The following is a 24,834-nucleotide window of genomic DNA, read 5'->3' as shown; positions in this document are numbered from 1 at the left end:
AAGGTATTTCTCCTTCCATATTGGGCTTATGCGATGTTTAGATTACCAACGGTAGTGAGCGAATGCTTTGTTCGCTTCTGCCATTTTGTGCATATCTTCACGCTTTTTAACTGATGCACCAGTGTTGTTAGAAGCATCAAGGATTTCGTTAGCTAAACGCTCTTCCATTGTTTTTTCACCACGAAGACGAGCGTAGTTAACTAGGTAACGAAGACCTAAAGTTGTACGACGTTCTGGACGTACTTCTACTGGCACTTGGTAGTTAGAACCACCAACACGGCGAGCACGAACTTCAAGAACTGGCATTACGTTGTTTAGAGCAGCTTCGAATACTTCAATTGGATTTTCACCAGAACGTTCTTTAACTAGATCGAACGCACCGTATAAAATCTTTTGAGAAGTACCTCTTTTACCATCAACCATCATTTTATTAATTAAACGAGTTACTAGTTTTGAACTATAAATTGGATCTGGTAACACGTCACGTTTGGAAACAGGACCTTTACGAGGCATGTGTTTTCCTCCTTTCGAATAATTATCGATTTATTTTATAAGAATTACCTTGTCATAGTTGCCAGGCAAATTTCCAATCTGCTAGCAAGGTTGGAAATTTGCGACTACTACTTCAAGTCCATTATTAAGCAACGCTCAATAATGTTAAATTATTTTTTTTCTTTAGGGCGTTTTGTTCCGTATTTAGAACGTGATTGTAAACGACCGTTTACACCAGCTGTATCAAGAGCACCACGTACAATATGGTAACGAACACCCGCTAAGTCTTTTACGCGTCCGCCACGGATAAGAACAACACTGTGCTCTTGTAAGTTGTGGCCTTCACCTGGGATATAAGCTGTAACCTCAATTTGGTTAGTTAAACGTACACGAGCGTATTTACGTAACGCTGAGTTTGGTTTACGAGGTGTCATTGTACCTACACGAGTACAAACACCGCGTTTTTGTGGAGATTTAACATCAGTTAAAGATTTTTTAAATGAGTTATATCCTTTGTTTAACGCTGGTGATTTTGATTTCGTGATTTTAGATTGACGAGGCTTACGTACTAATTGGTTAATTGTAGGCATCGGTATTTCCTCCCTTCATTTATTCCTTGTTAATACCACACATCCAGGTGGTTCATTTTTTGGGTAAAAACAAAGTCTTTGTGTTCAATACACAAAAACTACTCTACAGTGATCGCAACTACCGCAGCTCCAACGTGGATTCCACAGGCCTTGCCCAGTTCCTTTTTGGACTCAACAAGAATAACTGGTATACCGATTTCTCTCGCGAAAGATATGGCCGAATCGGTTACCCAATTGTCTGCATCAAGTGCCACAATAAGTTCTTTCACTGAACCAGCTTGCATTGCTTTTACTGCTTGCTTTGTACCTATGATTGTTTGACTATCCCTTACTCTATCATAAGACATTTTCATATCCTCCGAAGTACAGACAGTTAACTATCAACCTTCAATATATTATCATTACCAATTTCGACTGTCAACTAATATCTTTAAAAAGCCCGAAGAGATGATTAAAATACATCTCTTCGGCACTTATTTTAATGATTATTCAGCAGAAATTAGGTCTTCTGTGTCAAGCTCATCTTTTTCAATACGGATTTGACGGTAACGTTGCATACCAGTACCTGCAGGAACAAGTTTACCGATAATTACGTTTTCCTTCAGACCAAGAAGTTCATCACGTTTTCCTTTAATAGCAGCATCCGTTAACACACGAGTTGTTTCTTGGAATGATGCAGCGGATAAGAATGATTCTGTTTCAAGAGACGCTTTTGTAATACCTAGGATAACAGGACGACAAGTTGCAGGGTTTTTGCCTTTTAGCACAGCATCTGCATTTGCTTCTGAGAATTGGTGAATATCTAGTAATGAGCCTGGTAATAATTCTGTATCACCAGCTTCGATTACACGAACTTTACGAAGCATTTGGCGAACCATTACCTCGATATGTTTGTCTCCAATTTCTACCCCTTGCATACGGTATACTTTTTGTACTTCTTTTAACAGGTATTCTTGAACTGTTGAAACGTCTTTAACTTTTAATAATTGTTTTGGATCAATAGAACCTTCTGTTAATACTTGACCACGTTCTACAAAGTCGCCTTCTTGTACTTTTAGACGAGCATTGTAAGGTGCTGCGTATTTACGTGTTTCTACTTCACCTTCAATTGTAATCTCTTTTAGACCTTCGCGGATTTCAGTGATGTCTGAAACAGTACCCGCGATATCAGAAATAACTGATTGACCTTTAGGATTACGTGCTTCAAAAATCTCTTGGATACGTGGAAGACCTTGTGTAATATCATCCCCGGCAACCCCACCTGTATGGAATGTACGCATTGTTAATTGTGTACCTGGTTCACCGATTGATTGAGCCGCAATAATACCAACTGCTTCTCCAACTTCAACCTCTTCACCTGTTGCTAAGTTCATGCCGTAACATTTTTTACATACACCATGTTTTGTATTACATGTGAATGCTGAACGGATTGTTACTTCCTCGATACCAATCTCGATAACCGCACGCGCGATATCTTGATCGATTAAGCCATCTTTTTCTAAGATAACTTCACCTGTTTCTGGATGCATGATTGTTTTCTTCGTATGACGACCGATAATACGTTCATCTAACGCTTCAATTAACTCTGTGCCTTCCATTAACGCACCAATTGTTAAACCACGGTCAGTTCCACAGTCATCCTCACGAACGATAACATCTTGTGCTACGTCAACAAGACGACGTGTTAAGTAACCTGAATCGGCAGTTTTTAGGGCTGTATCGGCAAGACCTTTACGAGCACCGTGAGTTGAGATGAAGTACTCTAATACCGTTAAACCTTCACGGAATGAAGATTTAATTGGAAGTTCGATGATACGACCAGCCGGGTTGGCCATCAGACCACGCATACCAGCTAACTGTGTAAAGTTAGATGCGTTACCACGGGCACCTGAGTCAGACATCATAAAGATTGGGTTTGTTTTCTCAAGCGACTTCATCAGCTTTGATTGAATTTCATCTTTCGCAGCACTCCAGCTTGAGATAACGCGATCATAACGCTCCTCTTCCGTGATGAAACCACGACGGAATTGCGCTTGAACTTTATCTACTTTTTCTTGAGCTACCGCTAAAATTTCACCTTTGTCTGGTAATACAACGATGTCAGATACACCTACAGTGATACCAGCACGTGTTGAATATTTGAATCCTAAGTTCTTCATGCGGTCAAGCATTTTAGATGTTTCAGTGATGTGGAAACGTTTAAATACTTCAGCAATGATATTACCTAAGAATTTTTTGCGGAATGGATTTACAACTGGTACTGATGCAAAGTGTTTACGCAGTACAGCTGTGCGTTGTGCATCAACTTTACCTTTTTCATCAAGCCCATTATAAGTAGCATCTGCTTCAAGTTCTTTTAACGTTTCTTCATCAATTGTTAAATTAACAAAGTATTTGTCTGGTGTTTCTTGTTCTAAGTTGAATTCAGTTGGCTCATTAATGTATGGGAATGATTTAGGCAAGATTTCGTTAAAGATTACTTTACCAACAGTCGTTAATAGGAACATATTATTTTGTTCCTCAGTAAATGTTGGGTTATTTAACGAGCTTGCTTTAATCGCAATACGAGTATGCAAATGAACATGACCTGTATCATATGCAATTAATACTTCGTTTGGTCCATAGAAAGTTGTTCCTTCGCCGCGAGCTGTTTCACGCTCAAGTGTTAAGTAGTAGTTACCTAATACCATATCTTGAGATGGTGTTACAACCGGTTTCCCGTCTTTCGGGTTCAGGATGTTTTGTGCAGCAAGCATTAGAAGACGAGCTTCTGCTTGTGCTTCTGCTGATAACGGTACGTGAACCGCCATTTGGTCACCATCGAAGTCAGCGTTATAAGCTGTACATACTAATGGGTGAAGACGAATAGCACGACCCTCAACTAGTGTTGGTTCAAACGCTTGAATACCTAGACGGTGAAGCGTAGGTGCACGGTTTAGTAATACTGGATGCTCACGAATTACATCTTCTAAAACGTCCCATACATCGTTGTTTAAACGCTCGATTTTACGTTTAGCAGATTTAATATTATGAGCAAGACCACGTTCTACTAACTCTTTCATTACGAAAGGCTTAAATAGCTCAATTGCCATTTCTTTCGGTAGACCGCATTGATACATTTTTAAGTTTGGACCTACTACGATAACCGAACGACCAGAGTAGTCAACACGTTTACCAAGTAAGTTTTGACGGAAACGACCTTGTTTACCTTTCAGCATATGTGAAAGTGATTTTAATGGACGGTTACCAGGACCTGTTACAGGACGACCACGACGACCATTATCGATTAATGCATCAACAGCTTCTTGTAACATACGTTTTTCGTTTTGTACGATGATGCTTGGAGCACCAAGGTCTAGTAAACGTTTTAAACGGTTATTACGGTTGATTACACGACGATATAAATCATTTAAGTCAGAAGTTGCAAAACGACCACCATCTAATTGCACCATCGGACGAAGCTCTGGCGGAATAACCGGTAATACATCTAAAATCATCCATTCAGGAGAGTTACCTGAGTTACGGAATGATTCAACAACTTCAAGACGTTTAATTGCACGTGTACGGCGTTGGCCTTGTGCTGATTTTAACTCTTCTTTTAAAGAATGAGTTTCATCTTCAAGATCAATTTTGCCTAATAATTTTTTAATTGCTTCCGCACCCATAGATGCTTCGAATGTGTTGCCGAATTTTTCGCGATATGCACGGTACTCTTTTTCAGAAAGTAGTTGCTTACTTTCTAAGTTTGTAGCACCTGGTTCGATAACAACGTAAGAAGCAAAGTAAATTACTTCTTCTAGTGCACGTGGGGACATATCTAAAATAAGACCCATACGGCTAGGAATACCTTTGAAGTACCAGATATGAGATACTGGTGCTGCTAATTCGATGTGGCCCATACGTTCACGACGAACTTTGGCGCGTGTTACTTCTACTCCACAACGATCACAAACTACGCCTTTATAGCGTACACGTTTGTATTTACCACAATGACACTCCCAGTCCTTAGTTGGACCGAAAATACGCTCACAGAATAAACCATCTTTTTCTGGTTTTAAAGTACGATAGTTGATTGTTTCAGGTTTTTTGACTTCACCGTATGACCAAGAACGGATCTTGTCAGGAGAAGCTAAACCGATTTTCATATATTCAAATTCATTAACGTCTATCAAGGAGCCTACCTCCCTCTAGTATAGGTCTTTATAAAGACTCTTTTACGCAGCTCGATAATCGTTTGCAAGAATCATGTCTCTTTGGCAAAAGATTAAAAATAGAATGATTTATTGAAAGAAAAAGCCGGGCAGGGCATTAAATCCTGCCCGACTAATTTGAAAAATAACTTTGACCGTGTTCACAAAGGTGTGAACTAACGTTTTCCATTATTCAAAAGACTCTACTGGCTCTTCTTCTTTTTCTTGCTGTGGTGCAATGTTAAGTGCGTCAGCTGGTTGAAGATCTTCTTCTTCGTCTAAGTCGCGAAGCTCTACCTCTTCATCATTAACTGTTAACATTTTCACATCCATACCAAGAGATTGAAGTTCTTTAATCAATACTTTGAATGATTCAGGAACGCCTGGCTCTGGTACACTTTCACCTTTAACGATTGCTTCGTATGTTTTCACACGACCAACAACATCATCGGATTTAACTGTTAAGATTTCTTGAAGTGTGTAAGCAGCACCGTATGCTTCAAGTGCCCATACTTCCATCTCACCAAAGCGTTGTCCACCGAACTGTGCTTTACCACCAAGTGGCTGTTGAGTAACAAGTGAATAAGGACCAGTTGAACGTGCGTGAAGTTTATCATCAACCATGTGAGCAAGTTTGATCATGTACATGACACCAACTGATACACGGTTATCGAATGGTTCACCTGAACGTCCATCATACAGGATTGTTTTACCATCGCGGTTCATACCTGCTTCTTCCATCGTTTCCCAAACATCTTCCTCGTTGGCACCATCAAATACTGGAGTTGCCATATGAACGCCTAAGTAACGAGAAGCCATACCTAAGTGTAGCTCTAAAACTTGTCCGATGTTCATACGAGAAGGTACGCCAAGTGGGTTTAACATGATATCAACAGGAGTACCGTCTGGCATGAATGGCATATCCTCTTCCGGTAAGATACGAGAGATAACCCCTTTGTTACCGTGACGTCCGGCCATTTTGTCCCCTACGCGAATTTTACGTTTTTGAACAATGTAAGCACGAACTAATTGGTTAACACCCGGTGGTAATTCATCGCCATCTTCACGGTTAAATACTTTAACGTCAAGAATAATACCGCCAGCACCATGTGGTACACGTAATGAAGTATCACGAACTTCACGAGCTTTTTCACCGAAGATAGCATGTAATAAACGTTCTTCAGCAGTTAATTCTGTAACCCCTTTAGGTGTTACTTTTCCTACAAGAATGTCACCATCACGTACTTCTGCACCGATGCGGATAATACCGCGTTCGTCTAAGTTACGAAGCGCATCTTCCCCAACGTTTGGAATATCACGAGTGATTTCTTCAGGTCCTAATTTTGTATCACGAGACTCTGATTCATATTCTTCAATATGAACAGATGTATAAACATCGTCTTTTACAAGGCGTTCGCTCATGATAACAGCATCCTCATAGTTATAGCCGTTCCAAGTCATGAACGCAACAAGTACGTTACGACCAAGAGCAAGTTCACCATTTTCCATAGATGGACCGTCTGCTAAAATGTCACGAGGTTTCACACGTTCGCCAACTTTTACAAGTGGACGTTGGTTGTATGAAGTACCTTGGTTAGAACGAATGAATTTTTGTAATTTATATTTTGTTAAATCGCCTTTTACCTCTTTACCGTCAACGACTTCAATGCGGCGAACACGGATAGAGCGAGCTTCAACGTGCTCAACAATACCATCATATTTCGCTACTACAGCCGCACCTGAGTCACGCGCATCAACGTGTTCCATACCAGTACCAACGAATGGTGCTTCTGGGTTAAGAAGAGGAACTGCTTGACGTTGCATGTTGGCACCCATAAGTGCACGGTTCGAGTCATCGTTTTCTAAGAACGGGATACATGCAGTCGCAGCTGACACTACTTGTTTAGGAGATACATCCATGTAGTCCATTTGCGATTTGTTAAATACTGTATTGTCCCCACGGAAACGACCTACTACTTCGTCTTTAGCAAATGTGCCATCAGGATTTAATAGTGAGTTCGCTTGTGCTACATAGTAGTTATCTTCTTCATCTGCTGTTAAGTAATCAATTTGATCCGTTACTTGACCTGTTTCATGGTCAATACGACGATAAGGTGTTTCAATGAATCCAAATTTATTTACTTTGGCAAATGAAGATAAAGAGTTGATTAAACCAATGTTTGGACCCTCTGGTGTCTCGATTGGACACATACGACCATAGTGAGAATAGTGAACGTCACGTACTTCGAAACCAGCACGCTCACGTGTTAAACCACCAGGTCCTAATGCAGATAGACGACGCTTATGCGTTAACTCTGCCAATGGGTTTGTTTGGTCCATGAATTGTGATAATTGAGAGCTACCAAAGAACTCTTTAATTGACGCAATTACCGGACGAATATTAATTAATTGCTGTGGTACAATCGCAGCTGTATCGTTAATAGACATACGCTCACGTACTACACGTTCCATACGGGATAAACCGATACGGAATTGGTTTTGTAAAAGCTCACCAACAGAGCGTAGACGACGGTTACCTAAGTGGTCGATATCATCTGTTGCCCCTACTTGGTAAAGTAAGTTGAAGAAATAACTTACTGAAGATAATACGTCAGCAGGCGTAATATTCTTCACTTCTTCATCGATGTACGCATTACTAATAATATTGATTTCTTTTTGCGCTTCATCTTTTGGTGCATAAATTTTAATAGACTGGATTGTTACATCGTCTTCAAGTACTCCGCCAACTTGTGATAAAGTGCGGTAACCGATCCCTTTTGATGAATCTTCTAAATACGGTAAGATTTTATCTAAAGTACGACGATCAAGAACTGTACCCTTCTCTACTAAAATTTCGCCTGTTTCTGGGTCTACAAGCGTTTCAGCAATCGTTTGGTTAAATAAACGATTTTTAATATGAAGCTTTTTATTCATTTTGTAGCGACCAACATTCGCTAAATCATAGCGTTTTGCATCGAAGAAACGAGAGTATAATAAACTCTTCGCACTTTCAACTGTTGGTGGCTCACCTGGACGTAAACGTTCATAGATTTCTAAAAGTGCTTTTTCAGTACTTTCAGAGTTATCTTTTTCTAACGTATTACGTAAATATTCGTTATCACCGATAATATCGATAATTTCTTGGTCTGAACCGAAGCCTAATGCACGAAGTAACACTGTTACTGGTAGCTTACGAGTACGATCAATACGCACGTATACTACATCTTTCGCGTCAGTTTCATATTCTAACCAAGCACCACGGTTCGGAATAACTGTCGCTCCGAAACCTTTCTTACCGTTTTTATCAGTTTTATCATGGAAATACACACTTGGTGAACGAACTAATTGTGAAACGATAACACGTTCAGCACCATTGATAATGAACGTACCTGTCTCTGTCATTAATGGGAAGTCACCCATGAAGACATCCTGTTCTTTCACTTCGTCTGTTTCTTTGTTGTAAAGACGTACTTTCACACGTAATGGAGCTGCGTAAGTAACATCTCGCTCTTTACACTCATCAACATCATATTTAGGATCTCCTAATGAATAATCGATGAATTCTAATGAAAGATTGCCTGTAAAGTCCTCGATCGGCGAAATGTCACGGAACATTTCACGTAAACCTTCTTCAAGGAACCACTCGTAAGACGCCGTTTGAATCTCAATCAGATTTGGAAGCTCAAGCACCTCGTTAATACGCGCAAAGCTTCTACGCTGGCGGTGTTGTCCATACTGAACTAGTTGACCTGTCAACTCATTCACCCCTCAATAAAGCGATATTAGGTCTTTGCAAAATCATACAAATAGTGTATGATTTCGAAAGACAAAAAGAAAACGAGTCTTCAAAAAGATCTCATTTTCGGTTAACTAAACTTATCTTGGCAAGTATACCCACATTATAACAATCATATTCAAAAAGGGCATACGACCTCAAAATAATATTTTTGCATTGTATCATGTTATCATAGCCGATTTGTCAAGTCAATAATTTATGCATATTTCACTTATTTTTTCGCGCGTACTATCCAGTACCCTTTTTTCTTCTCCACAACATCGACTTCAGAAAATTTTTCTTCTAAGTAACTTACCGTTGATGGCGCACCTTGCTTCTTCTGTATTACTACCCACAGCTCACCAGATGACACTAGCTTATCATAAGCTCCATCGTAAAAGCGGAAAATTGTTTCCTTTCCTGCGCGAATTGGAGGATTGGTTAAAATAGCTGCGGCGTTTACATCATTGTCAACCATCGATAGTCCGTCACTCACAAATATCCGTACATTTTGAACACCGTTTACTTGCGCATTTTTTTGCGAGAGTGCAACAGCACGTTCATTGATATCCATCATAAGAACGGTACGGTCTGGGTTTGTTTTGGCAATCGATAATCCAATCGGTCCGTACCCGCACCCCACATCAAAAATCGCACCATCAATATCAGGCATTTGAAAAGCATCTATTAAAACACGGGATCCAAAATCTACTTCGCTTTTACTAAATACACCTGCATCCGTTTCAAAGGAAAACGTATGCCCTAACAACTTGAATGTCCAGTGACGAGGTTTACTCTCGGTTTGAGGCTTACTCGTATAATAGTGATCTGACATTTCCACGCCTCCTCAAAATGAAGAAAAAAGCCCGCCACAATGACGAGCTTTCCTTTTGTTTAAAAGTAACGCGAGATTACTTAACTTCTACAGATGCGCCAACTTCTTCAAGTTTAGCTTTGATTTGTTCAGCTTCATCTTTAGAAACGCCTTCTTTAAGAGCTTTAGGAGCGTTATCTACTACTTCTTTAGCTTCTTTAAGACCTAAACCAGTGATTTCACGAACCGCTTTGATTACTTTGATTTTTTCAGCACCAGCAGATGCTAATACTACGTCAAACTCAGTTTTTTCTTCAGCAGCGCCAGCAGCAGCACCTACTACTGCTACAGGAGCAGCAGCTGTTACACCGAATTCTTCTTCGATAGCTTTTACTAAATCGTTTAATTCAAGAACTGTCATAGCTTTGATAGCTTCTAAGATTTGCTCTTTATTCATTATAATTTCCTCCTAATTGGATAATGTTTTATTGTTGCGGTCAGGCCGCGGAAGTTATAGTGCGTATATTACGCGCCTTGTTCTTCTTTTTGTTCTGCAACAGCTTTTGTTGCAAGTGCGAAGTTGCGCACTGGAGCTTGAAGTACAGATAAAAGCATAGAAAGAAGACCTTCGCGTGATGGAAGTTCTGCAAGTGCTTTAACATCTTCAACAGATGAGATTGTACCTTCAATAATACCCGCTTTAATTTCTAAAGCTTCGTTTTTCTTAGCGAACTCGTTGATGATTTTAGCAGGAGCTACAACATCTTCATTTGAGAACGCAATTGCGTTAGGACCAACTAATACGTCATTGATTCCTTCAAGACCAACAGCTTCAGTAGCACGACGTGTTAAAGTGTTTTTGTAAACTTTGAACTCAACGCCAGCTTCACGAAGTTGTTTACGAAGTTCAGTTACTTGCGTAACGTTAAGACCACGGTAATCCACAATTACTACAGAAGCAGCATTTTGAAATTTCTCAGTAATCTCTTGAACTTGTGCTTGTTTGTTTTCGATAACTTTGCTCATGATGACACCTCCTATTAGAATGGGTCATTTATACCGACAAAAGAAAAGCCTCTGGGTCAAATAGACACAGAGGCTGAAAGTCATCATCTTTAAAATAAGATTCCGAATTCCGCTGTCCTCGGTAGGATCATTAAGTGACAAGTCACTCCTACTGTCTACGGTACAAATGGATGATTCACAACAGCAACCATCTTATCATAGATAGACAGCGCCGTCAACAGATTTACATAAAAACTTAAATTATTTTACTACTACGCTTGAAGCATCAACTTTAAGAGCTGGACCCATTGTAGTTGTAACGTTTACAGATTTCATGTAAGTACCTTTAGCTGCAGCAGGTTTCGCTTTTTGCACTACATCGAATACAGTTAAGAAGTTTTCAACTAATTTTTCTGTAGAGAAAGAAACTTTACCGATAGGTGCGTGGATGATACCAGCTTTATCAGCACGGTATTCTACTTTACCAGCTTTAATTTCTGCGATAGCTTTTGTTACATCGAAAGTAACTGTACCAGTTTTAGGGTTTGGCATTAAACCTTTAGGTCCTAATACGCGACCAAGTTTACCAACTTCACCCATCATGTCAGGAGTTGCAACGATTACATCGAAATCAAACCAACCTTGTTGGATTTTTTGGATGTATTCTGCATCGCCTACATAGTCAGCACCAGCAGCTTCAGCTTCTTTAAGTTTTTCACCTTTAGCGAATACTAATACGCGTTGAGTTTTACCAGTACCGTTTGGTAACACTACTGCACCACGGATTTGTTGGTCGTTTTTACGAGTATCGATTCCTAGACGGAAAGCAACTTCTACAGTAGCGTCGAAGTTCACTGAGCTAGTTTTTTGAGCAAGTTCGATTGCTTCTTGAGCGCCGTATAATGCGTTACGGTCGATTAATTTTGCTGCATCTTGCAGTTTTTTACCTTTTTTAGCCATTATATAATTCCTCCTTGATTGTGGTTATAGCGGATTTTACCTCCCACGAATAAAGGTTGCGCGTTCACAAAGAAACTCCGCAACCTTCCAAAAAACAAATACATCATCAAGTAATGGGATTAGTCTTCGATAACAATACCCATGCTTCGTGCAGTACCTTCAACCATTAACATTGCAGCTTCTACTGAAGCAGCGTTAAGGTCTGGCATTTTAGTTTCAGCGATTTCGCGAACTTTATCACGTTTAACCGTTGCCACTTTTTTACGATTTGGTTCACCAGATCCAGATTGGATACCAGCTGCTACTTTAAGTAGTACTGCTGCGGGTGGAGTTTTTGTAATGAAAGTGAATGAACGGTCCTCGAATACTGAAATTTCAACTGGAATGATAAGACCAGCTTGATCTGCAGTACGCGCGTTGAATTCTTTACAGAATCCCATGATGTTCACACCTGCTTGACCTAATGCAGGACCAACCGGTGGAGCTGGGTTTGCTTTACCAGCAGGGATTTGAAGTTTAACAACTTTAATAACTTTTTTAGCCACGAGACACACCTCCTTAAGTCCGTGATGTGGTAATTGGGTTGCCCCTCCCACTCAATATCTGTCTGTCAGCTAATTGCCGATAACATTAAAATTATCATTGCAGACGTCAAACCAAAGTATGACAATCTGACCTAGAAATGATACCACTTTTAATTTTTTTAAGCAAGTAGTAATTAACAAAATCTGCGACATACGTCTTAGACATATGTACTTTAGTTACTAGAACTACATTTTTTGTATTTGCTCAAAATCTAGTTCCATAATTGTTTCGCGACCAAACATATCGACAGAAACTTTCACTTTTCCTTTTTCAGTGTCAATTTCTTCAACACGTCCTTGGAAGTGAGCAAAAGGCCCTTCCAATACTTCTACTGCTTCTCCAACAGAAATATCAATCTCGACAATTTTGTCAGTCATTCCCATTTGTTGAAGTAGACGATCCGCTTCTTCAGGTAATAAAGGTGTCGGTTTTGCACCACCACCAGATGAACCGATAAAGCCAGTTACACCTGGCGTATTGCGTACAACATACCATGAATCATCTGTCATAATTAGCTCTACTAAAACATAACCAGGGAAAACTTTGCGCATCATAGTACGCTTTTTCCCATCCTTCATTTCTGTTTCTTCATGTTCAGGTACAATAACACGGAAAATCTTATCCTGCATACCCATTGTTTCTACACGTTTCTCTAGGTTTGCTTTTACACGGTTTTCATACCCTGAATACGTATGAACAACATACCAATTTTTCTCCATAACTACTAGGACTCCTCGTCCGTCCCTCCCTTACAAATAAGAGTGAAAATGATTCACGATATGCTAAGTGCATTCTTTACTCTTTTCACAAACTGCTCATTAGAAAAACATAGCTTTCGCTAATAGCTAGCGAAAGCCTGATGATATATACCAAATCTAGCATAGTCATCTATCGCTACCCTCATACTATCCCTAGTAGCTTACTTATCATATTGAGAATATTTTACTGCTGTCCACTTCTTCAATTTCGCCTTGGCGTAATTGCCGCTGACGCGCAGATAAACAATGCGTTCGGAGGCTTTATCTTCAACGAAGATAAAACAAACGAAAAAACCCGTTTATTGTAATGACGGGCTATTTCAGAAGTATTAACATGCTATTTACTAAATTATAACTCTAAGTACCAGCGGAATAATGATGAAATACCTAAGTCTACTAACACAAAAAATAAAGCCATAATTACAACAGTTGAAATTACAACGACTGTATATTTCGTCAGTTCTTTACTTTTTGGCCAGCTTGTTTTGCGCATTTCCGACATTACATTGCTGAAAAAGCCTTTAATCTTGCCCATTCTAGCCTAACCTCCGAATCAATCATATCTGTCTATTTACAAATTATTTTATAGCGTTTGTTTATGCACTGTATGTTCATTGCAATGCGAGCAAAATTTCTTTAATTCGAGGCGTACAGTTGTATCTTCCTTAGCTGGAAACGTATAATTTCTCGATCCGCATTTTTCGCAATTTAGAACGACTTTTTTTGCCATATAATCACCTTTTCGGCACTTTGTCTTTTCAAGACTAACACCTATATTTGTCAATGTCAACAAAGGCATACAACCGCTAAGACATTTCTTCAAGAACTAAATGTCGCTCTAATTTACGCTTTACTCGTTGCAAAGCATTGTCAATAGACTTCACATGACGATTTAATTTCTCAGAAATTTCATGATAAGACTGTCCATCTAAGTAAAGCGCTAACACTTGTAGCTCTAATTCACTTAAAATCTCACCCATCTTTTCTTCTAAGTAGCCAAACTCTTCTCTATGAATCATTAATTCTTCCGGATCATCCATAATAGCACCGGTTAACACATCCATTAATGTACGGTCTGACTCTTCATCAAAAATAGGCTTGTCCAAAGAAACATAAGAATTTAGTGGTATATGCTTTTGTCTTGTAGCTGTTTTAATAGCCGTAATAATTTGTCTTGTAATACATAATTCAGCAAAAGCTCGAAAAGAAGCAAGTTTATCTCCCTTAAAATCACGAATGGCTTTATACAAACCAATCATGCCTTCTTGCACAATGTCTTCTTTATCTGCACCAATTAAAAAATAAGATCTAGCCTTCGCTCTCACTAACAAACGGTATTTCGTAATTAAATAATCCAACGCATCTGTATTACCTTGATGCACCATTTCAATAAGTTCTTCATCATTGAATCGTTCAAAATCTTGTGTCACTTGTACAATATTATTTTTAAACATGGTATCACCTCAGCCACAACAGATAATAGGAACAGTATAACGGAATTGGAAAATATGAGTCAATCAATCATTTCAAACCACGCCGCCACTTTTCAAAGGCTAAAGCAACATCCGGCTTAAGCTCCATGCGAGATGGCGGTTTGCTATCATGCTTTTGTTTCACATCATGAGAAATTTTATGTTGGATAATACCCATCTCAATTTCTAGCTCTCTTGCCGATTTTCGCAGAGCACCATTACCAAAAATAACATTTTGCTCTGCCATATCAGAGGTTGCTACGTGAATCTGTACATTTCTAGCTTTTAGTTCATGTGTCATTTTTTCAATACGTTCATCTGCTGTTTCGTTTTTCCGTGTATAAATGATTTCGACATCGTTTTCTAAATAAGTTTGCTCCACACCCGGTACAAGATGCGCGTCAAAAACTATAATTACGCGCCACCCCATAGCTGCCTTATACTCAGCCATAAGCTCAATCAACCTCTTACGGGCATCTTCAAAATTAGTATCACGTAATGGTCGTAGCTCTTTCCAAGCTCCTATCATATTATAGCCGTCAACAAGCAAAATATTGTTCATTGTCAATCATTCGCTTCTTGACGTTTACGATACACTTCGTACATTAAAAGTGCAGCAGCTACCGATGCATTTAGTGATGTGACATGCCCAACCATCGGTAGATGATATAAAAAGTCACATTTCTCTTTTAATAAGCGGCCCATTCCTTTGCCTTCACTACCAATAATAATCGCAAGCGGCAATGTTGCATCCATTTTACGATAGTCTGCAGAACCTTTGGCATCTGTACCTGCAATCCATACCCCTCGTTCTTTTAGCTCATCTACTGTCTGCGCTAGATTATTAACACGCACAACAGGTACATGCTCAATTGCTCCAGTTGATGCCTTTGCCACTACAGCTGTCAAACTCACAGAACGGCGCTTCGGAATAATAATACCATGCGCACCTATCGCATCAGCAGTTCGCATAATAGAGCCCAGATTATGAGGGTCCTCTAGCTCATCTAAAATTAAGAAGAATGGATCTTCTTGTTTTTTTGCCGCTACAGCAAATAAGTCCTCTAGCTCTGCATATCTATATGCTGCAACAGAGGCAACTATTCCTTGGTGGTTGGCATCTGATAATTGATCCACCTTTTTTTTCGGGACAAATTGAACGATGACGCCACGTTCTCGTGCTAAATCTAGGAGTTCATTAACCCCTGATTTTTTCACACCTTCTGCAATCCATACTTTATTCATATCGCGGCCTGAACGAAGTGCTTCTAACACTGGGTTTTTACCGGCAATAATTTCACCATTTTGCTCTGCCATTAATTCGACACTCCTTTTGATTCCTCGATGATTTGAATAGCGTATGCAATGATTGCATAGACGCGTTCTAATTCATTTAATAAATATAAACTACCGAGCACAGCCTCAAAACCTGAGCTATTACGGTATGTTTGAACATCTGTATTTTTGGGCACAGAGCCGGATTTGGCATTGCGTCCACGACGGAACACAGCCAACTCCTCCTCTGTTAAAAAGCCTTCATCCATCATTCGATGTACAATCATAGATTGAGCTTTAGCTGATACGTAACGCGTCGCTTCTCTATGAAGTGTGTTAGGTTTGACACGGCCGGCACGTAATAAATGCTCTCGTATCTTTTGTTCTAAAACTGCGTCTCCCATATAGGCTAACGCTAATGCATTCAATTGCTTAACATCTTCGTTGCGGAGTTTATCCAAGTTGCTTACCCTCGTTTCCATCTAGTTCCTTGTCGCGTATCTTCTAAAATGATACCTTGCGCTTGCAAATGGTCACGAATTTCATCCGAACGAGCAAAATCACGATTTTTACGTGCATCTACACGTTCCTGTAACAGTGCTTCAATTTCTTCGTCTAATAGCTCTTCTTCTTTTGCAAATTCAATACCTAAGACGTCACCTAACACCTCAAAAGTTTCAGTAAAACTTACTAATACTTTTTCATCAGTATTCGTTTCATTTAGATAAATATTTGCGATGCGCGCTAATTCGAATAATACAGAAATGGCATTGGCTGTATTAAAGTCATCATCCATCGCTTCTTCAAAGTAAGCTTTTTGTTCAGCAATTTTTTCAAGCCATTCTTCTGAGTGATCACCTAAGCTCGCAGTTGCTGTTAAACGGTGTTTCACATTGTTGTAGGCAGTACGAATTCGTTCTAACCCATTTGCGGCTGCATCTACTAAATCCTTCGCAAAGTTAATCGGATGACGGTAATGCACAGAGAGCATAAAGAAGCGTAAAACTTGTGGGTCAATTTGTTTACGAATATCATTAACGAGTATAAAATTACCAAGGGATTTGGACATTTTTTCATTATCAATATTAATATACCCATTGTGCATCCAATAACGCGCAAATGTTTTATCATTATGAGCTTCAGATTGCGCAATTTCATTTTCATGATGCGGGAATGTTAAATCTTGCCCACCTGCATGAATATCAATAGTATCTCCTAAATGCTCACGTGCCATTACAGAGCACTCAATATGCCAACCCGGACGTCCTTTGCCCCAAGGACTTTCCCAGTAAATTTCACCTGGCTTTACAGCTTTCCATAGAGCGAAATCTAACGCATCATCTTTTTTCTCGCCTGCTTCTATACGAGCACCAATTTTTAAATCATCCACCGATTGGTGAGATAATTTACCGTAACCATTAAATTTACGAGTTCGGTAATAGACATCACCAGCTGACTCATAAGCATAGCCCTTATCGACTAAAACTTGAATGAATTGAATGATATCATCCATATGCTCTGTTACACGCGGATGTACATCTGCTTTCTTGCAACCTAGCGCTGAAACATCTTCAAAGTATGCGGCAATAAAGCGCTCCGTTAATTCATGAACTTCTTCTCCAAGCTCATTTGCAGCCTTAATAATTTTGTCGTCCACATCTGTGAAATTTGAAACAAATTTCACATCATAGCCTTTGTATTGGAAATAACGACGCACTGTATCGTAGACAATTACAGGACGTGAATTCCCAATATGAATGTAGTTATAAACTGTTGGACCGCAAACGTACATTTTTATTTTGCCTTCTTCCAGCGGTACGAAAGTTTCTTTTTGTCGTGTTAATGAGTTGAAAATTTGAATACTCATTGTGTTTCTCTCTCCTTTTGTAAGCGCTCGATTTCCTGATTCAATGCTGCAATCTGCTTCTCGAAAGCTTGACAACGTTCTTCTACAGGGTCAGGTATATTTTGGTGGTCTAGTTTTTTCTCTAGACGAACCCCATCCTTAATCACTATTTTACCAGGAATACCGACAACTGTAGCATTTGGTGGCACTTCTTTTAAGACAACTGAACCTGCACCAATTTTACTATTTTCACCAATTGTAATAGAACCTAAAACTTTTGCACCTGTCGCAACTAGTACATTATCCTCTAATGTTGGGTGGCGTTTCCCCTTTTCTTTTCCTGTACCACCTAAAGTTACACCTTGATACAACGTTACATTATCACCAATCTCACATGTTTCACCAATTACAACGCCCATCCCATGGTCAATAAAGAAACGTCGACCAATTTTCGCTCCAGGATGAATTTCAATTCCAGTAAAGAAGCGACTAATTTGTGAAATGGTACGGGCTATAAAATAAAAACGCTTTTTAAAGAACCAATGGGCAACTCGGTGTGACCAAGTAGCGTGCAAACCTGAGTATGTTAGTATAACTTCGAATACACTACGCGCTGCTGGATCATTCTCAAAAATTGTTTCTACATCTTCCTTCATTCTTTTAAACACAAAAAGCTCCCCCTTTTCATTTTGACCTGCTTTAATTCCACACAACCACTTGCATCCCTGGCCATTGAAATACTATAGCTGACGTTGATTTCATCACAGAGTTAATGGAGTAGAATCCGGCGCATCCATCGCTTCAATTCACTGTCCAGAAAATAAAAAAGCGCCCCTATCATCCCAAAAAGGAATGACAGAGACGCTAAATTTGCGCGGTTCCACTCTGATTGAAGGCGAAAGCCTTCCACTCTGGACGTTCTGTAACGGGAACGAATCGATAAAGCCTACTAGTTGTTCAGCTTTATACTCAAAGGTGCATTTCAGTTTTGCCTAGGCTCAGACCACTTTCAGCCGGTGATGGTCCTCTCTTTGGAGCATGCGCCACTTACTTCTCCTTATCAACGCTTTCTCAATGTAAATACATTTTACAACGAACTAATAAATTGTCAATCAATTTCTACTTATTGTGCAAATTTTTCTACACGGTCAATTGTTTTCTGTTTACCAATTAAGCAAATCGCGTTAGGAAGTTCTGGACCATGCGTTTCACCTGTCGTTACGACGCGGATTGGCATAAATAGATTTTTACCTTTGTGACCTGTTTCTTTTTGAACAGCTTTAATAGCCGCTTTGACAGTATCAGGTGTAAATTCCTCTAAACCTTCAAGCTGTGCTTTAAATGCAGCCATTACCTCAGGTACTTGCTCCCCTGCTAAAACTGCTTTTGCTTCTTCATCATATTCAATATGATCGTTAAAGAATAGGCGAGATAGTTCTACAATTTCAGCACCAAAGCTCATTTGTTCATGATAAAGTGCGATTAAATCTGTAGCCCATGCACGTTCTTCTTCTGTTAACTCTTCTGGTAATAAACCAGCTTTTTGTAAGTGCGGTAAAGATAATGCTACCACTTCTTCTAAAGATAGTTTTTTAATGTATTGGTTATTCATCCAAGTAAGCTTTTGTTTATCAAACATAGATGGTGATTTTGAAAGACGTTTTTCATCAAAAAGTTTAATAAATTCTTCTTTTGAGAAAATTTCTTCTTCCCCTTCAGGAGACCAACCAAGTAATGCGAAGAAGTTAAACATCGCTTCAGGTAGGTAGCCTAAATCTTTATATTGCGTGACGAATTGAATAATTGATTCGTCACGTTTTGATAATTTTTTGCGGTTTTCATTAATGATTAATGTCATATGACCAAAGCGTGGATATTCCCAGCCAAATGCATCAAAAATCATCATTTGTTTTGGTGTATTCGATAAATGCTCTTCACCACGGAATACATGTGAAATTTCCATAAAGTGATCATCTAGCACTACCGCGTAGTTATACGTTGGGATACCGTTTGCTTTAACAAGAACCCAATCACCAATATCTTTTGACTCAAATGCTACTTGTCCACGTACTAAATCTTCAAATTCATATGTTACATTTTCAGGTACGCGCATACGAATTGTATATTGTTCACCAGCAGCTTCTTTAGCCGCAACTTCCTCTGCTGATAAATGACGACAAGTGCCATCATAAGTTGGAGCTGCAACACCTCGTGCTTTTTGTTCTTCACGAGACGCTTCTAATTTCTCAGAAGAACAGAAGCATTTGTAAGCTAAACCTTGTTCTAGTAGCTTTTCAGCGTGCTCTTTATAAATATCAAGACGCTCCATTTGGCGATAAGGTGCATATGGTCCACCAATATCGATCGACTCATCATACTCAATGCCTAACCATTTTAAATTATCTAGCTGAGATGCTTCTCCGCCCTCTACATTACGCTCAATATCTGTATCCTCAATACGTACGATGAATTTACCGTCATGATGTTTTGCATATAAATAGTTAAATAACGCTGTACGCGCTCCACCGATATGTAAGAAACCAGTAGGGGATGGCGCGTAACGAACACGAACTTCTTTCGCCATAATTAAAAGCCTCCTAAATTTTCGTTCAAAAAATTGACTTTGTTCATTTTACCACTCTGTTACAGGAAATAAAAGCGCTGAGAGCCTGCTTTTACTTCTTAATCAATAGGATTGTCGCCATAGCCGCAATCCCTTCCTCGCGACCTGTAAAACCTAAACGTTCAGTTGTTGTTGCTTTAACATTCACTTGAGAAGGCTCTGCATGAAGTAATTCAGCAATACGATTTTGCATTTGTTCAATATATGGTGCCATTTTCGGACGTTGTGCCATAATCGTACAATCCACATTGCCTAGAACATAACCCTTGTCCTCAACAATCTTCCAAATATGCTCTAATAATTTTGCTGAATCAGCATCTTTGAACGCGGGATCTGTGTCTGGGAAATGACGACCGATATCTCCCTCACCAATAGCCCCTAACGCTGCATCTGTTACAGTGTGTAATAAAACATCTGCATCCGAATGCCCTACTAACCCTTTTTCATGAGGAATTGTTATACCACCAATAATTAATGGACGCCCTTCTTCAAATGCATGCACGTCAAATCCTTGTCCCACTCGAAACATATGATTTTGAGACTGTCTAATAAGATAAATAAAATCCACCACATGAAGCCTATTTACTTCAAAAAATATGCAGACTTAAAAAGCGTCTATTCAGCTCATAAGGCAGTCTCATTCACCTTCTTTCACTTTTATATTTACTCTATATTATACCCTCACATTTTAACATATTTCCTAGGAAATGAGTGTCTCGACTAAGTTATATACTATTGGACTCTCATTTCCCTCGTATTTTTTGTTATGCTTGCATTAATCTAATACGAATACGATAAGGCGGGACTGACATGAACATCAATACTTTTGAAAAGCAATTTAAAAAAGTAATTATACAGCGTGGACACGATTATTATGTAAAAAATCATGTCATTGATATTATGCAAATTGACAATAGCAATTGGCAGGCAGAGGTTGAAGGAACTGAACCGTATACTGTAGACGTCGTCATCACATCAAATGGCGATATTACATATGCGAATTGTGACTGCCCTTACGATGATGATTGCAAGCATATTGCCGCTGTGCTATACGCGATTAAGGAACAACTTAACAATCCTCCTGTACCAGTATCTAGATCATCTAAAGTCAAAAAATCAACATTACAGCAATTGCTAACAACACAAACAAAAGAAAATTTAATAAGCCTAATTCTAACAGTTGGGGAGAACTCCCCTAATTTTTTGCAAGAATTAGAAATGCGACTAATGGAGCCAACAGATATAGTAAAGGCCGCTAAAAAAATGATTGTCCAGCATCTAAAAAGCGGGCAGGAGGGGCGTAGCGGTTTTATCCCACGTCATCGGGCATCGAAAGCACTAAAAGGTGTCTACTCAACACTTCAACACGCTAAGGAGCATATTGACGAAGAGAATTATATTACAGCTATTGAGCTTAGTTTTCTGTGCCTTCAATACACATTAGAGGCACTACAATATGGTGATGATTCCGATGGTCATTTCGGTGATGCCATAAATGAAAGTCTTGAATTAATTAGTCAAGCGATTGAAGAAGGAGCTAGTCTTTGGTCAAAAGAGCAGTATGAAACAGTCTATGAACTTGTTATTCAAAAAGCAATGCAACACGAGTTAGATGGCTGGGTAGACTGTCGAATTCATTTACTCCATGCCTGTGTTCCTCTTTGTGTGGATGATGCGATTGAGGAGCAATTCAAAACCCTCATTCATTCGATGGAAAGTACATCAGATGATTGGAATGCACAATATATAAACAAAGAGTTAAATCAAGTTGAGCTTCACTTATTACAGAATAAATACAGCAGTAAGGAAGTAGAGGCATTTTTGGAGAAGCATATTGAGGACTACCATATGCGTGAACAAATTATTCAATCTGCCATTAACCGCGGTGAATATGAAAAAATATTACAATTAACAGCAGATGGGATCCAGCAAGATCAACAACTCCCAGGAATTGTGAGCATGTGGCAACGCTATGCCTTTCTAGCTCATCAGCATTTAGGGCATACAGAAGAGATGCGCGAATTAGCTTTAACGCTATTACAACAGGGTGATTATGATTTTTACAAGGAGTTCAAAGCTCTTCACTCTACTGAACAATGGCCGGAGGTTCTGGAAGAATTATTAAACAGCCTTACCAATTCACAATTATATGCAAGACTTATTGTAGAGGAACAGCAATCTAAACGTATTCTAGACTATTGCAAAGAATACCCAACACGAATAGAGGACTATTATCAATTCATTAAAGAGCAGTACTATGAAGAAGTTTGTGCACTCTTTATTGACGCCGTCACTATCGATGCTCAATCTTCCGCTAATCGAAAAAATTATAAAGATGTCTGTCGTTCTATCAATATTATGCGTAAGGCTGGCTATACCGTAGAAGCTGAACGGTTGATTACTGATTTACTGCAAACTTACCCAAAGCGCCCTGCTTTTATAGAGGAATTAAAGAGTATTATGAAATAGTGGATTTTCTCTGCAAAAAGAGTTTCTTAACAGCTTTACATTTTGAGGAATTGAAGCATTTAAGAACATAGCTGAAAGAAGTTAAAATAAAATCCCATAAGAAGTTATAGTGCTACTTCTTTACGGGATTTTGTATAGCTGCTCTAGCCGCTACCATTTTAATTTACCTAATATATCTCACTTCAACTATTCTCATACAAAGCACGTTTACGCAATATCGCTTCACCGAAAACTAGATCCTCTTGCGTTGTCATCTTTACGTTCTCGTAGCTGCTTTCTACAATATGCACCTCATGTCCGAGACGTTCAACAAGCATTGCTTCATCGGTTCCAAGGAAGCCTACCTTCTCAGCGACATCCTCCGCCTCGACAATCAAATCAAATTGAAATGCTTGTGGCGTTTGAATCATCCATAAGCTTTCTCGATCAATTGTCTCTTCAATAATACCATTGCGTACTTTTTTCATTGTATCCTTCGCACGAACTCCCGCAATCGCAGCGCCAAATCCATGCGCACTTTGTACAAGATTCGCAATAATATCATGCGTAATAAATGGACGCGCAGCATCATGCACAAGCACAATATCAACCTGCTTCATTTCTTTCATGCACGAATGGACGGAATGCTGTCGCTCTGCACCACCATCAGGTAAACCTTTAACTTTAGTAATTCCATACCTCTCTAGCATTTCTTGAATAAATACACGCTCTTCAGGCTTCACTGCAAGCCAAATACCTGTACACTGGCTATCCTGTTCAAATACCTCCAGCGTGTGTATGAGGATCGGTTTTTCTAAAAGATTTAAAAACAACTTATTTTGCCCTGCACCCATTCGCTTTCCGCTTCCCGCAGCAGGCAACACTACTTCATATTGCACATTTCCCACTTCCTAGTCATCCTTTGGTTTAGCAAAAATCATACGACCTGCTGATGTTTGAAGAACACTTGTTACGGTTACTGTAATTGCCTGTCCTATATAGCTACGTCCACCTTCAACAACGATCATTGTGCCGTCATCTAAATAGGCAACCCCTTGATTATGCTCTTTGCCATCTTTAATGACCATCACTTGCATATCCTCACCTGGAATTACGACAGGCTTTACTGCATTTGCTAAATCATTGATGTTCAGCACTTTAACGTGGTGGAGCTCACAAACTTTGTTCAGGTTAAAGTCGTTCGTCACAATTTGTGTATCGTGCCCCATTTTCTTTGCAAGGCGTACTAGTTTTAAGTCAACCTCTTGCACATCCTCAAAGTCCTCTTCCGAAATCTGTACCTTCGTCATACGTTCATCTTGTAATTTCTTCAAAATATCTAAGCCGCGACGACCTCTTGTACGCTTTAATGTATCCGAAGAATCAGCAATATGCTGAAGCTCAGTAAGGACAAATTGAGGTACAACTAGAGTACCTTCTATAAAGCCTGTTTCAGAAATATCTGCAATACGACCATCAATAATAACACTAGTATCTAACAGTTTATAGCTGCCTCGTACTTCTTGAGGCTCTACACCTTCCGCTAATTTTTTCTTCGTATTATTACCACGTAACGTAAATAGCTGGATTAATTCATCTCGCTTTTTAAAGCCTACACGGAACCCTAAATAGCCAAGCACAAATGACAGTATAACTGGTAAAACCTTTGTAAATTTCGGTAAATCCATACTATCAATTGCAAAGCCTAAAAAATAAGCAACGATTAGCCCGATAATAAGTCCCAGTGTACCAAATAATAAATCTCCAACAGGTACTTTAAATAGCACCTCTTCCATCCAACTAATAAGCCTTACGAAATAATCCGAAAAGGCAAACGATAGTGTAAACAGTAAAAGCGCTCCTAAAGCTACTGATACGTAGGGATTATCAAGCCAAGGATTAGATGATAAATGAAGCAATTCGTATAATGGCGGTAAGAAAACAAGGCCTAATGCTCCTCCAATCAGTAAAAAAGCAATTTGAACAAATTTTTTCATAAAC

Annotated in this window: 24 protein-coding genes and 2 other annotated features; of the genes, 1 reads left to right on the top strand and 23 read right to left on the bottom strand. The window is 39.2% G+C overall.

Going from position 1 to position 24,834, the window contains the following annotated elements:
• Positions 1–42: 42 nt before the first annotated feature.
• The 21 genes from rpsG to ispF all read right to left on the bottom strand — a co-directional run bounded on the left by rpsG (position 43) and on the right by ispF (position 20,914).
• Positions 43–513: a 30S ribosomal protein S7 gene (gene rpsG / locus ACIQ7T_RS09675; protein WP_100542814.1), complete on the bottom strand. Its 471-nt coding sequence runs from the start codon at positions 511–513 to the stop codon at positions 43–45.
• A gap of 149 nt (positions 514–662) precedes the next feature.
• A complete protein-coding gene (gene rpsL, locus ACIQ7T_RS09670) occupies positions 663–1,082 on the bottom strand; it encodes a 30S ribosomal protein S12 (RefSeq protein WP_010860613.1) in 420 nt (139 codons plus the stop codon).
• A gap of 98 nt (positions 1,083–1,180) precedes the next feature.
• Positions 1,181–1,429: a ribosomal L7Ae/L30e/S12e/Gadd45 family protein gene (locus ACIQ7T_RS09665; protein ID WP_402869990.1), complete on the bottom strand. Its 249-nt coding sequence runs from the start codon at positions 1,427–1,429 to the stop codon at positions 1,181–1,183.
• A gap of 138 nt (positions 1,430–1,567) precedes the next feature.
• Complete coding sequence (rpoC, locus tag ACIQ7T_RS09660; RefSeq protein ID WP_402869988.1) at positions 1,568–5,254, bottom strand: DNA-directed RNA polymerase subunit beta'; 3,687 nt, start codon at positions 5,252–5,254, stop codon at positions 1,568–1,570.
• 207 nt (positions 5,255–5,461) lie between these two features.
• Entirely contained in the window at positions 5,462–9,037 is a 3,576-nt protein-coding gene (rpoB, locus tag ACIQ7T_RS09655) for a DNA-directed RNA polymerase subunit beta (protein ID WP_370077739.1), read from the bottom strand.
• A gap of 242 nt (positions 9,038–9,279) precedes the next feature.
• Entirely contained in the window at positions 9,280–9,882 is a 603-nt protein-coding gene (locus ACIQ7T_RS09650) for a class I SAM-dependent methyltransferase (protein WP_370077741.1), read from the bottom strand.
• A 76-nt stretch (positions 9,883–9,958) separates the two neighbouring features.
• Positions 9,959–10,318 (bottom strand): 50S ribosomal protein L7/L12, encoded by a 360-nt coding sequence (rplL, locus tag ACIQ7T_RS09645; RefSeq protein WP_049662812.1) that lies wholly within the window; start codon positions 10,316–10,318, stop codon positions 9,959–9,961.
• A gap of 68 nt (positions 10,319–10,386) precedes the next feature.
• Entirely contained in the window at positions 10,387–10,887 is a 501-nt protein-coding gene (gene rplJ, locus ACIQ7T_RS09640; RefSeq protein WP_370077744.1) for a 50S ribosomal protein L10, read from the bottom strand.
• A gap of 32 nt (positions 10,888–10,919) precedes the next feature.
• Positions 10,920–11,066 (bottom strand) — a sequence feature (ribosomal protein L10 leader region).
• A 61-nt stretch (positions 11,067–11,127) separates the two neighbouring features.
• Positions 11,128–11,826, bottom strand: a complete 699-nt coding sequence (gene rplA / locus ACIQ7T_RS09635) for a 50S ribosomal protein L1 (RefSeq protein ID WP_370077746.1) — start codon at positions 11,824–11,826, stop codon at positions 11,128–11,130.
• Positions 11,827–11,945: 119 nt separating this feature from the next.
• A complete protein-coding gene (gene rplK / locus ACIQ7T_RS09630) occupies positions 11,946–12,371 on the bottom strand; it encodes a 50S ribosomal protein L11 (protein WP_004233593.1) in 426 nt (141 codons plus the stop codon).
• A gap of 225 nt (positions 12,372–12,596) precedes the next feature.
• Positions 12,597–13,130, bottom strand: a complete 534-nt coding sequence (nusG, locus tag ACIQ7T_RS09625) for a transcription termination/antitermination protein NusG (RefSeq protein ID WP_049662801.1) — start codon at positions 13,128–13,130, stop codon at positions 12,597–12,599.
• A gap of 388 nt (positions 13,131–13,518) precedes the next feature.
• Positions 13,519–13,704, bottom strand: coding sequence for a preprotein translocase subunit SecE (gene secE, locus ACIQ7T_RS09620; RefSeq protein WP_053596042.1), 186 nt, complete (start codon positions 13,702–13,704; stop codon positions 13,519–13,521).
• 48 nt (positions 13,705–13,752) lie between these two features.
• Positions 13,753–13,899: a 50S ribosomal protein L33 gene (rpmG, locus tag ACIQ7T_RS09615; RefSeq protein WP_132362667.1), complete on the bottom strand. Its 147-nt coding sequence runs from the start codon at positions 13,897–13,899 to the stop codon at positions 13,753–13,755.
• 76 nt (positions 13,900–13,975) lie between these two features.
• Positions 13,976–14,623 (bottom strand): RNA polymerase sporulation sigma factor SigH, encoded by a 648-nt coding sequence (gene sigH / locus ACIQ7T_RS09610; protein ID WP_370077748.1) that lies wholly within the window; start codon positions 14,621–14,623, stop codon positions 13,976–13,978.
• Positions 14,624–14,690: 67 nt separating this feature from the next.
• Complete coding sequence (locus ACIQ7T_RS09605; protein WP_370077967.1) at positions 14,691–15,203, bottom strand: NYN domain-containing protein; 513 nt, start codon at positions 15,201–15,203, stop codon at positions 14,691–14,693.
• A 2-nt stretch (positions 15,204–15,205) separates the two neighbouring features.
• Positions 15,206–15,958: a 23S rRNA (guanosine(2251)-2'-O)-methyltransferase RlmB gene (gene rlmB, locus ACIQ7T_RS09600; RefSeq protein WP_370077750.1), complete on the bottom strand. Its 753-nt coding sequence runs from the start codon at positions 15,956–15,958 to the stop codon at positions 15,206–15,208.
• Positions 15,958–16,377, bottom strand: coding sequence for a Mini-ribonuclease 3 (locus ACIQ7T_RS09595; protein ID WP_053482829.1), 420 nt, complete (start codon positions 16,375–16,377; stop codon positions 15,958–15,960). Before ACIQ7T_RS09595 ends, rlmB begins: the two co-directional genes overlap by 1 nt.
• A gap of 5 nt (positions 16,378–16,382) precedes the next feature.
• The gene (cysS, locus tag ACIQ7T_RS09590; RefSeq protein ID WP_370077753.1) at positions 16,383–17,783 is read right to left on the bottom strand and encodes a cysteine--tRNA ligase; all 1,401 of its coding nucleotides are present in this window, start codon (positions 17,781–17,783) and stop codon (positions 16,383–16,385) included.
• Positions 17,780–18,430 (bottom strand): serine O-acetyltransferase EpsC, encoded by a 651-nt coding sequence (gene epsC / locus ACIQ7T_RS09585; protein WP_323648541.1) that lies wholly within the window; start codon positions 18,428–18,430, stop codon positions 17,780–17,782. Before epsC ends, cysS begins: the two co-directional genes overlap by 4 nt.
• Before the next feature lie 186 nt (positions 18,431–18,616).
• Positions 18,617–18,835, bottom strand: a binding site (T-box leader).
• A 50-nt stretch (positions 18,836–18,885) separates the two neighbouring features.
• Positions 18,886–20,346 carry a glutamate--tRNA ligase gene (gene gltX, locus ACIQ7T_RS09580; RefSeq protein ID WP_370077755.1) on the bottom strand — a complete coding sequence of 487 codons (1,461 nt, stop codon included), beginning with the start codon at positions 20,344–20,346 and terminating at the stop codon, positions 18,886–18,888.
• A 91-nt stretch (positions 20,347–20,437) separates the two neighbouring features.
• Complete coding sequence (gene ispF, locus ACIQ7T_RS09575; RefSeq protein ID WP_370044013.1) at positions 20,438–20,914, bottom strand: 2-C-methyl-D-erythritol 2,4-cyclodiphosphate synthase; 477 nt, start codon at positions 20,912–20,914, stop codon at positions 20,438–20,440.
• A 281-nt stretch (positions 20,915–21,195) separates the two neighbouring features.
• On the opposite strand from ispF, the gene ACIQ7T_RS09570 reads away from it, so the two are divergent.
• Positions 21,196–22,854, top strand: a complete 1,659-nt coding sequence (locus ACIQ7T_RS09570; RefSeq protein ID WP_402869977.1) for an SWIM zinc finger family protein — start codon at positions 21,196–21,198, stop codon at positions 22,852–22,854.
• 182 nt (positions 22,855–23,036) lie between these two features.
• Here the strand turns inward: ACIQ7T_RS09570 and ispD are convergent, their stop codons facing one another.
• Both ispD and ACIQ7T_RS09560 read right to left on the bottom strand, forming a co-directional pair.
• Positions 23,037–23,732 (bottom strand): 2-C-methyl-D-erythritol 4-phosphate cytidylyltransferase, encoded by a 696-nt coding sequence (ispD, locus tag ACIQ7T_RS09565; protein WP_370077969.1) that lies wholly within the window; start codon positions 23,730–23,732, stop codon positions 23,037–23,039.
• Positions 23,733–23,744: 12 nt separating this feature from the next.
• Complete coding sequence (locus tag ACIQ7T_RS09560) at positions 23,745–24,830, bottom strand: PIN/TRAM domain-containing protein (protein ID WP_370077759.1); 1,086 nt, start codon at positions 24,828–24,830, stop codon at positions 23,745–23,747.
• Positions 24,831–24,834: the final 4 nt, after the last annotated feature.

The sequence above is a fragment of the Lysinibacillus sp. NPDC096212 genome (assembly GCF_044763105.1).
In the GTDB taxonomy this organism is placed as follows: domain Bacteria; phylum Bacillota; class Bacilli; order Bacillales_A; family Planococcaceae; genus Lysinibacillus.
The sequence above is the reverse complement of the archived record's forward strand: the minus strand, read 5'-3'. Positions and strand labels throughout refer to the sequence as shown.